The organism is Enterobacter kobei, from assembly GCF_001729765.1.
GTDB lineage: Bacteria > Pseudomonadota > Gammaproteobacteria > Enterobacterales > Enterobacteriaceae > Enterobacter > Enterobacter kobei.
In genome coordinates this window covers 1,526,179-1,540,491 of sequence record NZ_CP017181.1, presented here as the reverse complement: position 1 = coordinate 1,540,491, position 14,313 = coordinate 1,526,179, and the positions used below count along the sequence as shown (strand labels likewise).

The following is a 14,313-nucleotide window of genomic DNA, read 5'->3' as shown; positions in this document are numbered from 1 at the left end:
GCGGGGAAAACAAACAATACGTAAAAGTCTTATATATGACAGGGACAAAAAAGGGTAATGACTCCAACTTACTGATAGTGTTTTATGTTCAGATAATGCCCGATGACCTTGTCATGCAGCTCCACCGATTTTGAGAACGACAGTGACTTCCGTCCCAGCCTTGCCAGATGTTGTCTCAGATTCAGGTTATGCCGCTCAATTCGCTGAGTGTAACGCTTGCTGATTACGTGCAGCTTTCCCTTCAGGCGGGATTCATACAGCGGCCAGCCATCCGTCATCCATACCACGACCTCAAAGGCCGACAGCAGGCTCAGAAGACGCTCCAGTGTGGCCAGAGTGCGTTCACCGAAGACGTGCGCCACAACCGTCCTCCGTATCCTGTCATACGCGTAAAACAGCCAGCGCTGACGTGATTTAGCACCGACGTAGCCCCACTGTTCGTCCATTTCAGCGCAGACAATCACATCACTGCCCGGCTGTATGCGCGAGGTTACCGACTGCGGCCTGAGTTTTTTAAGTGACGTAAAATCGTGTTGAGGCCAACGCCCATAATGCGGGCGGTTGCCCGGCATCCAACACCATTCATGGCCATATCAATGATTTTCTGGTGTGTACCGGGCTGAGAGGCGGTGTAAGTGAACTGTAGCTGCCATGTTTTACGGCAGTGAGAGCAGAGATAGCGCTGATGTCCGGCAGTACTTTTACCGTTACGCACCACGCCTTCAGTAGCTGAGCAGGAGGGACAACTGATGGAGATGGAAGCCACGGGAGCACCTCAAAAACACCATCGTACACTAAATCAGTAAGTTGGCACCATTACCCAAAAAAGCCTGTCATTGACAGGCTTTTATTTAATCAGGCGTGCGCCACAGGCGTTGGATGCTCGCCTGCTTTGCGCAGCAGCATTAAGAGATAAATAAACGACACGCTGGCGATCATGATAAACAGCAAATTGTCAGAATAACTCTGCATCAGCATCGCGGTAAATGTTGGTCCCAGCAGGCTGCCGATGGTATAGCTTAATAACAGCGCCTGGTTCATCGCCACCAGCTGGTGATGTTCAACTTTCTCACAGGCCCACGCCATCGCGACCGGATAAAGCGTGAACCCCGCTGCCCCAAGGATAAACAGCGCTGGGGCCATCGCGGCGTTGCTGAGCATAGCAAAACAGCCCATGATCACCACAAAGACCTGAACGCGCAGCACCAGCAGGCGACCGAAGCGATCGGCCAGGCGGCCAATCGGCCACTGTCCGACAATCCCCGCGCTCACCATGACCGCCATCCAGAAACCAATCCCGGCATCGCTGACACCCTGATGGTTCAGGTAGAGCGGCATAAGACCATAGAGCGAGCCCAGAACAATCCCCGAGATAATACAGCCATTCACTCCCAGACGCGCCTGGCGCAGCCTCAGCATCGGCCAGATGTGGGTCGCTTCCTGATGCTCACTTTTCTGGTTAACGATACGCGTAAAGAGCAGCGGCAGGATCGCCGCCAGCACCATACCGGTTACCCATGGCAGCACGCTCATCAGGTCCGTTGGCAGTTTGCTGACCATCAGTTGTCCCAGCACGGTGCCCACATAGTAAACCATCATATAGGCTGCCAGCAGGCGCCCGCGGTTACGTGACGTGCCGCTGCACATCAGCGCACTTTCAACAACCACCCAAATCATCGCGCAACCGACACCGGCGATAAAGCGCCACGCCATCCAGCTCCAGAAGCCGACCATCAGGCCCAACCCGGCACACCCGGCGGCGAAAATCAGCGAAGCCAGATAATAGCTGCGATTAAAGCCAAAGCGTTTAATCAGGCTACCGGTTAATAATGTGCCCAGCAGGTTCCCGGTGAAAAAGGACGAGCTAACCATACCCACCTGCCAGGTCGGTAAGTTTTCATGGGCGAGCCACAGCGGGACGAGCGTATTCAACACTGCGATCGCCAGGGTCAGCAGAAGCAGGCCACAGAGCAACAGTAGCACTGGCCGGGTATAGGTGGTCATGGATTAAAAACCGTGAGGAAGTTCAGATTTCGTGCGCATCATGCCACTGGCAAAAACAAAGTCAATCCACTGATTTAGCCGGCTCGCACGATATGTTCCCTGTCGATTTAAAAAACTTATCCTGCTAATGCAGTGCCTGCTATAGATATTAATTATGTCTCTGTTTTTATTTATTAATGGTAGAAATTAAAACAAAACGACAGTCGAAAAATTTCATGAATGAAAAAAGAAAAGCCGGGCGCTATGTCCCGGCTTTTATAACAAAAAATAAGATTAGCTGGCGATGGCCATACCGACCGTCATATGCAGACCATAAAAGACGCCACGACCAATCAACTCCCCTGCCAGCACCAGCACAAAGGCCAGTGATAACAACGGCAGAGCAGGCTGGTAGCCTTTTAGCTGAGGCGCGATCCAGAATACCAACGCCGCTACCAGCAGCACGATACGCCAGGCCATCAGAGAACCGTAATCCGGCACCAGCGCAGAGGCCTGCTGAATCGAGCTATGAATGGTGGCCAGCTCAGCACCCTGCATAAGAGCAACGATTGCACTCACTACCAGCGCCAGCAGCGATACGGCTGGCAGCAAACGCATTGCCCAGCCGTCTACCCCCGCCACGCGCAACAGCAGATAGCCGAGCAGCGGCCCGCCGATAAACATCGTCAGGAAGAAGCTCATTGGCGTCCAGACGCTGTACCAGGTAGGGACGGTATCAATGGTGTTATAGACACGCACCATCATCCATACAAACACCACGCCCAGCACCATGGTCACGATCAGCCAGAGGCTACGCAGACCTGCAGGCAATTTTTTAAGCGCTGCCAGCAACCAGCCCAGCCCGCCGATGGCGAAGAAAATCGCCCCGCTGGCAATCTCGTTACTGAGGGACGATGCCCCCACGCGGTTAAGCGAGTTAAACGCGCGCATCGGTGAGCCCAGGTGCAGCGTAGAGACGATAAAACCAATCCCCATCAGCACCCACAGGCCAAACATGCTCAACACTAAACGCTGCTGCTGTTCAGCAGTGAGTTGACCTTTCAGCAGTGCCAGCGCGAGCACGATGAAGCCACCCGCCACGCACTGACCAAAGACCGTGAAGATCATCAGCGGCCATTCATGCCATCCACTTCCCATCTCACACCTCCTTCGGGTTTGCCAGGTAGCCGGTGGTATCACCTGTTGGACGGCTGTTGGCGTTAGGTTTAATCACAATACTTGGCTTCGTGAAGTGCGCGGACGGCAGCGGTGCTACCGCAGCAAGCTGACCATGTTTTTGACGCAGTTCTTCAATAGGGCCAAAGTCCAGCGCGCGCAGCGGACAGGACTCGACGCAGATCGGTTTTTTGCCATCCGCGACGCGAGAGTGGCAGCCGTCGCACTTGGTCATATGCCCTTTGGCGGCATTGTACTGAGGCGCGCCGTACGGGCAGGCCATATGGCAGTAGCGGCAGCCGATACAAACATCTTCATCCACGACCACGAAACCGTCTTCACGCTTGTGCATCGCCCCGCTCGGACAGACCTTCGTACAGGCCGGGTCTTCGCAGTGGTTACAGGCAATCGACAGGTAATAGGCAAACACGTTCTGATGCCAGACACCGTTATCTTCCTGCCAGTCACCTCCGGCGTATTCGTAGATGCGACGGAAACTCACGTCTGGGGTGAGATCTTTGTAATCTTTACAGGCCAGCTCGCAGGTTTTGCACCCGGTGCAACGGCTGGAATCAATGAAAAATCCATACTGGGTTGTCATCGGTTACTCCTTAAACCTTTTCAACCTGAACAAGGTTTGTGTGAGACGGGTTGCCTTTCGCCAGCGGCGACGGACGCTGCGTGGTCAGTACGTTAATGCTGCCTGCCTGATCGATGCGGTTGGCATCAGGGCTGTACCATGCCCCTTCTCCCAGCGCCACGACGCCTGGCATCATGCGTGGCGTGACTTTGGCTTCAATGTGTACCTCACCGCGGCCGTTGAAGATGCGCACGCGATCGCCATTGTTAATACCACGCGCTTTCGCATCCATCGGGTTGATCCACATCTCCTGGCGGCAGGCGGCTTTCAGTACGTCGACGTTACCGTAGGTGGAGTGAACGCGTGCTTTATAGTGGAAACCGGTCAACTGCAGCGGGAATTTCGCCGTGAGCGGGTCGTTATAGTTTTCGAATCCTGGCGTGTAGATCGGCAGCGGATCGATAACGTCCCCCTCCGGCAGCTCCCAGGTAGACGCAATTTTTGCCAGTTCTTCGGAGTAGATTTCAATTTTGCCCGACGGCGTAGTCAGCGGGTTCGCCTGCGGATCTTCGCGGAACGCTTTGTAGGCAACGTGATGCCCTTCAGGATCGCGCTGTTTGTACATGCCCTGCTTGCGGAAGGTATCGAAATCCGGCAGGTCTGGGATGGCTTTGCGGGAGAGTTCATGCAGATGGCGCATCCAGCCTTCCTGAGTACGTCCCTCGGTAAACTGCTGCTCAACGCCCAGACGCTTCGCCAGCTCGGAGGTCATCTCATAGATGGTTTTGCACTCGAAGCGCGGTTTGATCGCCTGATCGGTGAAGATCACGTAAGACATGTTGCCGCAGGAGGCATCCAGCGCGAAGTCCATCTGCTCAGACGCGGTGCAGTCCGGCAGCAGAATGTCGGCGTATTTTGCCGAGGAGGTCATGTGGCAGTCGATCACCACAATCATCTCGCACTTCTTGTCGTCCTGCAGGATTTCATGAGTGCGGTTGATTTCCGAATGCTGGTTGATAAGACAGTTACCGGCGTAGTTCCAGATCATCTTGATCGGCACGTCCAGCTTGTCCTTACCGCGCACGCCGTCGCGCAAGGCGGTCATTTCCGGGCCACGTTCAATCGCATCGGTCCACATAAACATGGAAATGCTGGTTTGTACCGGGTTGTCCAGCGTTGGCATACGTTCAAACGGGACTTCATATGAGCCTTCACGCGCACCAGTGTTACCACCATGAATCCCCACGTTGCCGGTCAGAATGGAGAGCATGGAGATTGCGCGGGTGGCAATTTCACCGTTCGCATGACGCTGCGGTCCCCACCCCTGGCTGATATAGGCCGGTTTGGCTGAGCCAATCTCACGCGCCAGTTGAACAATACGCTCGACCGGAATACCGGTGATGGTGGACGCCCACTCCGGCGTTTTCGCCACGCCGTCGCTGCCCTGACCGAGAATATACGCCTTGTAGTGGCCATTAGCTGGGGCACTGGCTGGCAGGGTTTTCTCGTCATAACCGACGCAGTATTTATCCAGGAACGGCTGATCGACGAGATTTTCAGTGATCATCACCCACGCCAGCGCGGAGACCAGCGCGGCATCGGTACCTGGGCGGATTGGGATCCACTCATCTTCGCGTCCTGCACCGGTGTCGGTATAGCGCGGATCGATAATGATCATGCGGGCATTGGATTTAGCACGCGCCTGTTCGAGGTAGTAGGTCACCCCGCCGCCGCTCATACGCGTTTCACCCGGATTGTTCCCGAACAGAACGACCAGCTTGCTGTTTTCGATATCAGACGGGCTGTTGCCGTCTGCCCAGCCACCGTAGGTGTAATTCAGTCCTGCGGCGATTTGTGCAGAGGAGTAGTCACCATAGTGGTTAAGATAACCGCCGCAGCAGTTCATCAGACGCGCCACCAGCGTTTTTCCCGGTGGCCAGGAGCGGGTTAGCGTGCCGCCCAGCGTTCCGGTACCGTAGTTCAGGTAGATGGATTCGTTGCCATACTCTTTGATCAGCCGCTGCATATTGGTGGCGATAATATCGTAGGCTTCATCCCAGCTAATGCGCTCGAACTTCCCTTCCCCACGTTTACCCACGCGCTTCATTGGGTACTTAAGACGATCCGGATTATAGACGCGACGACGCATGGAGCGGCCACGCAGACAGGCGCGAACCTGGTGTAACCCTTCGTAGTTATCGTCCCCGGTATTGTCGGTTTCGACATATTTTATTTCGCCATCCACTACGTGCATACGCAGCGGGCAACGGCTACCGCAGTTTACCGTACAGGCACTCCACACCACTTTTTCCGGGACTGAGGCCGGGGATAGTGCATCCGCCGCTGACGCCAGTCGGGTAAAAGGGAGCGTGAAAGCGCTGCTGGCTACAGCCAGGCCGCCTATTGCCGTGGTTTTCATCAAACCACGGCGAGTGACCTCGGCAGCCAGCAATTCTTCAGGCGCGTTGATTTTCATAGAGACTCACTTTGGTTGCTCACAAAGAAAAGAGAGGCGGCACAAACCGCTATGTAGTTTTATATATAACGAAATTATTCGTTATCAGCTTTTTCTGCTGACTTTCATTCGGAGGAGTATTACTACTTTAGAGGCAGGGGGTATTGCGTCGTATCAATTCACAGGCATAAAAAAAGCGCCCGAAGGCGCTTTTTTTGTTTTGAGGCACATATTTAGCCAATGTACTGCTGACCTTTCATGTATGGGCGCAGCACTTCAGGGATCTCAATACGGCCATCTGCCTGCTGATAGTTTTCCAGCACGGCAACCAGCGTACGACCCACAGCCAGACCAGAGCCGTTCAGGGTATGCACCAGACGGGTTTTCTTGTCAGATTTACTGCGGCAGCGTGCCTGCATGCGGCGCGCCTGGAAATCCCAGACGTTAGAGCAGGAGGAGATTTCACGGTAGGTGTTCTGCGCAGGTACCCACACTTCCAGGTCGAAGGTTTTGCAGGCACCAAAGCCCATATCACCGGTACACAGCGCCATACGACGATACGGCAGGCCCAGCAGCTCGAGGACTTTCTCGGCGTGACCCGTCATCTCTTCCAGCGCGTCCATGGAGTCTTCCGGACGAACAATCTGCACCATCTCGACTTTATCGAACTGGTGCATACGGATCAGACCACGCGTGTCGCGGCCATAAGATCCCGCTTCAGAACGGAAGCACGGAGAGTGTGCGGTCAGTTTGATCGGCAGTTCGTCTTCGTCGATGATCTCATCACGGACGAGGTTAGTCAGCGGCACTTCTGCGGTAGGGATCAGCGCATAGTTGCTGCTGTCTGCTTCTTCATCCAGCGGACGGGTATGGAACAGGTCGCCGGCAAATTTCGGCAGCTGACCCGTACCGTACAGCGTATCGTGGTTGACCAGATACGGGACGTAGGTTTCGCTGTAACCGTGCTGCTCGGTGTGCAGATCCAGCATGAACTGGGCCAGCGCACGGTGCAGATGGGCAATCTGGCCTTTCATCACCACGAAGCGAGAACCGGTCAGCTTAACCGCGGCCGCAAAGTCCAGACCCGCGTGCATTTCGCCCAGCGTGACGTGATCGCGCACCTCGAAGTCGAACTCGCGAGGCGTACCCCAGCGTTTCACTTCAACGTTGTCGTTCTCGTCTTTGCCGACAGGCACGCTGTCGTCAGGAATGTTCGGGATCGCCAGCGCAATATCGCGAATTTCGGCCTGAAGAACGTCCAGCTCGGCTTTCGCCTGATCCAGCTCTTCACCCAGTTTGTTCACTTCCAGGCGTAATGGCTCAATATCTTCCCCGCGCGCTTTCGCCTGGCCAATGGATTTCGATCGAGAATTACGCTCTGCCTGCAGATTTTCAGTTTGTACCTGCAGAACTTTACGACGCTCTTCAAGAGCGCGCAGCTTATCTACATCCAGCTTAAAGCCCCGGCGTGCCAGTTTTTCAGCGACTGCGTCTGGCTCATTACGCAGCAGATTGGGATCGAGCATGCTTATCCTGTGCTTATCGAATTAAAATAGGAAAATGTGACCACAGCCTGCGGTCACAAGGATACTATGCCAACATTACCGCAACGATCGAACTAACGGTAGCGTTTTATAGGGCTATTTTGATCCTGTCCGGCGAGCCAGGTGAGCTTTTCACCAATCTTGCCCTCAAGACCTCTGTTTGTAGGGTGATAATAGCGGGTTTGTGCCATTTCCTGCGGGAAATACTCCTCCCCGGCGGCATAGGCGTTGGGCTCGTCATGCGCATAGCGATACTCCTGCCCGTAGCCCATCTCCTTCATCAGTTTGGTTGGCGCGTTGCGCAGATGAACCGGCACATCGTAATCCGGGCGTTCACGTGCGTCCGACATCGCGGCCTTAAAGGCGGTATAGACAGCATTGCTTTTCGGCGCGCAGGCCAGATAGACAATCGCCTGCGCAATCGCACGCTCGCCTTCTGCCGGGCCCACGCGGGTAAAGCAGTCCCAGGCAGAAAGGGCAACCTGCATGGCGCGCGGGTCAGCATTGCCGACATCTTCTGAGGCAATCGCCAGACAGCGGCGCGCCACGTACAGCGGATCGCCACCCGCGGTGATTATGCGCGCGTACCAGTAAAGCGCCGCATCCGGGGCGCTGCCGCGGACGGACTTATGCAATGCCGAGATCAGGTCGTAGAAACGATCGCCTTTATTATCAAAACGCGCGCTGCGCTCACCGGCAATTTCGGTCAGGAGTTCCGGCTTCAGCACCCGCTTTCCGGCATCATCCACTTCGGCCATATCGGCCATCATTTCCAGGGTGTTCAGCGCGCGGCGCGCATCGCCATTAACCAGCTCCGCAATCGCCCTGCGCGTTTCGTCAGGCAGAACGATATCCTGCCCGCCGTAGCCGCGTGCTTTATCGTCCATCGCCTGGGTCAGAACCTTTTCGATATCCTCGGCGGTCAGGGATTTGAGCAGGTAAACGCGGGCGCGAGAGAGCAGCGCCGAATTCAGTTCAAACGAGGGGTTTTCGGTGGTCGCGCCGATGAAGAAAATTGTGCCGTCTTCAATATGCGGCAGAAAAGCATCCTGCTGGCTCTTGTTGAAGCGGTGAACTTCGTCGACAAAGAGGATGGTGCGGCGCCCGGCATTACGGTTCTGGCGCGCGCGCTCGATTGCCTCGCGGATCTCCTTTACGCCGGACGTGACCGCCGAGATACGTTCGACGTCAGCGTTGGCATAGCGGGCAATCACTTCAGCGAGGGTCGTTTTGCCGGTCCCGGGTGGTCCCCAGAGGATCATGGAGTGCAAATGCCCGGCCTCAATGGCCCGCGGCAAAGGTTTCCCCGCAGCCAGCAGGTGCTGCTGGCCGATGTACTGCGCTAAATTTTCTGGCCGCATACGAGCGGCCAGAGGTTGAAACGCATTATCTGAAAAATCGAGCGACAGATTGCTCACTCATGCCTCTTACTTATTGCGTTGGTCGTCCACCGTTACGCCCTGCGGCGGGGTGAAGGTGAATTTCGATGCATCCACGGCGCCGTTCTGCTGAGACTTGAGCTGGTAGCTGCTGCGCTGATCGTCCTGCTCAACCGCGCCGAACTGATTGATGGTCCCGTTGGTGCTGACGTTGATGGTGAACTGCTTCAGGTTGCCGTTGCTGCCTTTCGGCGTCAGGACAAACTCATCACCGTTCTGCTTAATATTGTACTGCTGCCAGTCGCTGGCCTGGTTGCGGGCAATCAGCATAAAGGGCGTATTGCTGGTGGCATCTTTCAACCAGGTTGCCGTGGCCTGCTCAACGAACGGGTTGAAGAACCACAGTGTTTTACCGTCAGAGACCAGGATGCTCTCATCCGGCTGAGTCATGTGCCAGTTAAACAGATTCGGGCGTTTTACCCACAAATCTCCCTGACCTTCCTGCACCGCGTTGCCGCTGCCGTCAGTCACTTTCTGCGTGAAGCTGGCGTGGAAGCTGCTCACTTTATCCAGTCGGCTTTTAAGGTCGCTGGCCGCATCAGCCCAGACGCTGCTGGCAACAAAACTGGTGAGTAATGCACAGGCGATGGCGATTTTTTTCATTGTTATTCCTTAAAATACGTCTTCCCGAAATGGGGTTTCCGTCATCTATTCTGGACCTGCCCGAAGGCAGGCGACAGAAGAAAATGCTTAATTTTGGCTGATTTACCCTTCTTTGCAATCGCTGAAGGTTAATCAAACGGCGGCGGCGCCAGCACCTCGCGGTTACCGTTATGCCCCTGCTCGCTCACGATGCCCTGGGCTTCCATCTGTTCGATGATACGCGCCGCGCGGTTATAGCCAATGCGGAACTGACGCTGGACGCCAGAGATCGAGGCTTTACGTTTTTCGGTGACGAAATTAACCGCCTGATCGAATAACGGATCCAGCTCTTCGCCGCCGTCAAAGCCACCGCCGCCGCCTTCGCTTTCCGTATCGCTGGTAATACCGTCCACATATTGTGGGCGACCGCGTGCTTTCCAGTCCTGCACGACGGCGTGAACTTCTTCATCGCGGACGAACGCACCGTGGACACGCACCGGAGAGGTGGAGTTCGGGCCGGAATAGAGCATGTCACCCATACCCAGCAGCGACTCTGCGCCGCCCTGGTCAAGAATGGTACGGGAGTCAATTTTACTTGATACGGTAAAGGCGATACGCGTCGGAATGTTCGCTTTGATAAGACCCGTAATAACGTCCACCGAAGGACGCTGGGTGGCCAGCACAAGGTGAATACCGGCCGCACGCGCTTTCTGCGCCAGACGAGCAATCAACTCTTCCACCTTCTTACCGACGGTCATCATCAGGTCAGCAAACTCATCCACCAGCACGACGATGTAAGGCAGTTTTTCCAGCACCGGATGCTGGGCATCCATGCTATCGCCCGGCTTCCAGTAAGGATCCGGAATCGGACGTCCCATGCGCATCGCCTGGGCGATTTTCTCGTTATAACCGGCCAAGTTACGCACGCCCAATGCAGACATCAACTTGTAGCGGCGTTCCATCTCGTTGACGCTCCAGCGCAGGGCGTTGGCAGCGTCTTTCATGTCGGTGACCACTTCCGTCAGCAGATGCGGGATACCTTCGTAGACGGACAGTTCGAGCATTTTCGGGTCGATCATGATGAAACGCACATCTTCCGGCTGCGCTTTGTAGAGCATGCTGAGGATCATGGCGTTCACCCCGACGGACTTACCGGAACCGGTCGTACCGGCCACCAGCAGGTGAGGCATTTTCGCAAGATCTGCCACCACCGGATCGCCGGCGATATCTTTACCCAGCACGACGGTCAGTGGGGATGGGTTATCACGGAACTTGGTGTTGTCCAGCACTTCACGCAGGTAGACGGTCTGACGTTTTTTGTTCGGCAGTTCAAGACCCACGTACGGTTTACCCGGAATCACTTCCACCACACGCACCGCCACGGTCGACAGAGAACGCGCCAGGTCACGAGACAGGTTAGAAATACGCGCGGCTTTTACGCCCGGCGCCAGGTTCAGTTCGAAACGGGTGATGACCGGACCCGGGGAGTAGTTCACCACATCCGCCTTAATGCGGAAGTCAGCCAGACGGGCTTCCACCAGACGGGCCATCTGCTCCAGAGCAAAAGTATCAACCGGCTCGACTTCAGCAGGAGGTGGCGTCAGCAGATCCAGTGACGGCAGCGGCGTGCTTGGACGCTGCAGCGGACGGCTGTCACCGTTACGCATCAGCAGCGGGTGAATCAGGCTCTCCTGCGGCTGTGGCGCTGGCTGCTGGAACTGCGGCGGCTGGTGTTGTGGCTGCTGCGGTTGAGCATACGGCTGCTGAACCGGTTGTTGCGGCTGCGCGTAGGCCTGCGGGGCAGGCTGCTGACGCACAGGTTCAGCTTCAGGCATCACGCTCGGGGTAAATAAAGGCTCACTCGGACCATCATCCACCAGGTCTTTCATTGGTGAGAACTCGAAATCAGACAATGAGAACGGGTTGGCACCCGTTGGCTGTTCCCCGGAGTAGCGCTGCTGTTGCGTTGCCGCGAACTGACGCGCTAACTCTGCCTCTGCAGCTTCATCTTCATCTTCATCGTCCAGAGCGGGCTCATCGTGCTGGTATTCTTCACCGTAGCGTTGATTCTGCTGTGCCGCGAACTGGCGAGCCAGTTCGTCCTGCTGCATGTCATCTGCGTCATCTTCGTAGTCCGACTCACGTGCTTTTTCTTCGGCCATACGCTGGGATGGCAGTTTGATGCCGTAAGAGGCAAGTTCACGACGGGTAGGAACGCGAACGCGGTTAGGGCGTGGCAACTGTGGACCAATCCCCTCTTTCACCTGAGGACGCGGTGCGCCACCCGTAGCCAGGCTGAAGACAGGTGCGGCAGCAGCAGCGGCCACGGTGGCCTGCTTCACGCTTTCGGCGACAGGTGCAACCGCAGGCGTCGCGTCGACCGGCGGAACCGAAACTGAAGGTGCCTTCGTAACGGGCTCCTGCGCGGGTTCAGGCACAGGCTGATACCAGGCCGCCAGCTGCTCGCGTTCACGGGCGCGGCGTTCTTCAACTTCTTCAAAATAGTACATTGGCGGACGAGACGGTTTCACCTCTTCCATCACCTCAGGTTCAGGCTGAGGCTCTGCATATGGCTGCGCAGGTTCAACCGGTTCAGGCACATACTCCTGATACGGCTGGGCCACAGGCTGCTCATAGTGCTGCGGTTCATACTCAGGTTGCGGCGGCTGGTAAGGCTGCTGCCACGGTTCCTGCTGCACAGGAATATAGCTTTCAGGTTCAGGCGCGATGACGGGCTCCGGCGTATGAACACCGGGCGCGGTCTGCCACACAACGTTTGGCTGCTGAATAACGGATTCTGGTGGTGGAACCGGCGCGGATGGCATCACGGCTTCGACAGGCGCGGCATACGCCTGCGCGGCCGTCGTGGCGGCTGCGGCTGCCGCAACCGGTGCGCTGACCGAATGGCCGTTCAGCAGCGGATCGTATTCGTCAAATTCACCCGGGGTAGCACGGCTGCCGGAGAACAGCACATCATCAGGATCGACAGCGGCACCCGCGGCACGGTACTCAACCTGCTCGTCTTCATCCATACGTTTACCGGAGAAGAGCGCGGCATCCGTTTTGCGTCCAAGCGGGTTGGCAAATTTTTCCGCGACGCGCTGGCGACGCGCCAGGGCACCGCGCAGAATACGGGCACGACGAGATTCACGACGCGGTACCGGGGCCTCGTCTTCCTCTTCGTACTCTTCTTCATAGTCGTCATCATCGACCCACGTATCGTCGCGGCGGGTCCGGTTGCTGGCGAACGTCAGGATCGTGAGAATAAAGCTGCCGATTTTTTCGGCAATGCTCACCCATGACCAGCCGGTAAACAGCGTCAATCCTGCCGCCCAGATGCACAGCAGCGCCAGCGTGCCACCGCTGCTGTGCAGCATGGGCTGTAACGCAGAACTGAGCAGGCTACCAATGACCCCGCCGGAGGCGAAGTACCAGATGTCATCGGCGTTAATCGCCGCCAGCCCGCAGGAGGTGAGGATCAGTGCCAGCGCGCCAATCAGGCGCAGGGAAACCGCAAAATAGTCGATGTAATCATCGTTCTGACGATGACGCCATGCAAACCAGCATCCGCCGATGATAATGACGGGAATGGTGTAGGCCATCACACCGAATATGAAAAAGAGCGTGTCCGCAAGCCAGGCACCGGGTACACCACCTAAATTATGGATAGGTTCATGCCATGCGGTTTGTGACCAGCTGGGATCGGAAGGGTTGAAACTGAGTAAGGCTGCCATCAGCCAGACGGCAAAAAGGGCAATAACAATCAGCAAAGCCTCGAGGAGACGACGTCCGCTGCTTAGCTTCGATAGTGTGACTTCTTTGTCTTCAGTGTATTCCTGGCTCAAGAAAGGCTCTCCAGGTATCAGGCATATCCTGCCTGTTTGCTAAAACGGACAACAGCGCCGGGACTCCCCGGCACTGTTGCTGTATGGATTAACAGGAGTGTAATCAAACTACGCTGATTTTGCACCTGTTCCGTGTTAGCGCGTCTTAATAACCAGACGATTGCTCTGTTTGACCTCTTCCATCACCACATAAGTACGGGTGTCGTTCACGCCTGGCAGACGCAGCAGGGTTTCCCCCAGCAGCTTACGGTAGGCGGACATATCAGGCACACGGGTTTTCAACAGGTAGTCGAAATCACCGGACACCAGGTGACACTCTTGAATTTCTTCAAGTTTTTGTACAGCGGCGTTAAATTGCTCAAACACATCCGGTGCACCACGATTCAGAGTAATCTCAACAAATACCAGAAGTGAGGCATCCAGATAATGCGGGTTCAGCAGAGCCGTATAGCCCTGAATAAAACCCTGTCTTTCCAGTCGGCGCACACGCTCAAGGCACGGCGTCGGGGAAAGACCCACACGTTTTGAAAGCTCGACGTTGGAAATACGCCCATCCTTTTGCAATTCATTAAGAATGTTACGATCGATACGGTCGAGATCTTTGCCAGGGCGCTTCTTGCTATCTACCATTATTATTGTCTCTCTGTATTCCTTCCCTACTCCTGCCTGGACCCTGTGCACATCACTGTTCAGAGCCTGTACCCGTTAG

At 55.9% G+C, this 14,313-nt stretch carries 10 protein-coding genes; all 10 read right to left on the bottom strand.

The window, feature by feature from the left end:
- Window positions 1-68: 68 nt before the first annotated feature.
- The 10 genes from BFV64_RS07285 to lrp all read right to left on the bottom strand — a co-directional run bounded on the left by BFV64_RS07285 (window position 69) and on the right by lrp (window position 14,234).
- A protein-coding gene (locus BFV64_RS07285) for an IS1 family transposase (protein WP_223216367.1) occupies window positions 69-766 on the bottom strand; the annotation gives its coding sequence in 2 pieces (ribosomal slippage) (window positions 69-517 and window positions 517-766; 699 coding nt in all).
- Window positions 767-855: 89 nt separating this feature from the next.
- Entirely contained in the window at window positions 856-2,004 is a 1,149-nt protein-coding gene (locus BFV64_RS07280) for an MFS transporter (RefSeq protein WP_045282256.1), read from the bottom strand.
- Between the two features lie 273 nt (window positions 2,005-2,277).
- Window positions 2,278-3,141, bottom strand: a complete 864-nt coding sequence (locus BFV64_RS07275) for a dimethyl sulfoxide reductase anchor subunit family protein (RefSeq protein WP_069601858.1) — start codon at window positions 3,139-3,141, stop codon at window positions 2,278-2,280.
- Window position 3,142: 1 nt separating this feature from the next.
- Window positions 3,143-3,760, bottom strand: coding sequence for a DMSO/selenate family reductase complex B subunit (locus BFV64_RS07270; RefSeq protein WP_014883208.1), 618 nt, complete (start codon window positions 3,758-3,760; stop codon window positions 3,143-3,145).
- Between the two features lie 10 nt (window positions 3,761-3,770).
- Complete coding sequence (dmsA, locus tag BFV64_RS07265; RefSeq protein ID WP_023338208.1) at window positions 3,771-6,215, bottom strand: dimethylsulfoxide reductase subunit A; 2,445 nt, start codon at window positions 6,213-6,215, stop codon at window positions 3,771-3,773.
- A 212-nt stretch (window positions 6,216-6,427) separates the two neighbouring features.
- The gene (serS, locus tag BFV64_RS07260) at window positions 6,428-7,720 is read right to left on the bottom strand and encodes a serine--tRNA ligase (protein WP_023332538.1); all 1,293 of its coding nucleotides are present in this window, start codon (window positions 7,718-7,720) and stop codon (window positions 6,428-6,430) included.
- Window positions 7,721-7,812: 92 nt separating this feature from the next.
- The gene (gene rarA, locus BFV64_RS07255; RefSeq protein WP_014883205.1) at window positions 7,813-9,156 is read right to left on the bottom strand and encodes a replication-associated recombination protein RarA; all 1,344 of its coding nucleotides are present in this window, start codon (window positions 9,154-9,156) and stop codon (window positions 7,813-7,815) included.
- Between the two features lie 9 nt (window positions 9,157-9,165).
- Window positions 9,166-9,780: an outer membrane lipoprotein periplasmic chaperone LolA gene (gene lolA / locus BFV64_RS07250; RefSeq protein WP_014883204.1), complete on the bottom strand. Its 615-nt coding sequence runs from the start codon at window positions 9,778-9,780 to the stop codon at window positions 9,166-9,168.
- Window positions 9,781-9,908: 128 nt separating this feature from the next.
- Window positions 9,909-13,604: a DNA translocase FtsK 4TM domain-containing protein gene (locus BFV64_RS07245; protein WP_045281066.1), complete on the bottom strand. Its 3,696-nt coding sequence runs from the start codon at window positions 13,602-13,604 to the stop codon at window positions 9,909-9,911.
- A gap of 135 nt (window positions 13,605-13,739) precedes the next feature.
- Window positions 13,740-14,234 (bottom strand): leucine-responsive transcriptional regulator Lrp, encoded by a 495-nt coding sequence (gene lrp, locus BFV64_RS07240; RefSeq protein WP_000228469.1) that lies wholly within the window; start codon window positions 14,232-14,234, stop codon window positions 13,740-13,742.
- Window positions 14,235-14,313 lie beyond the last annotated feature (79 nt).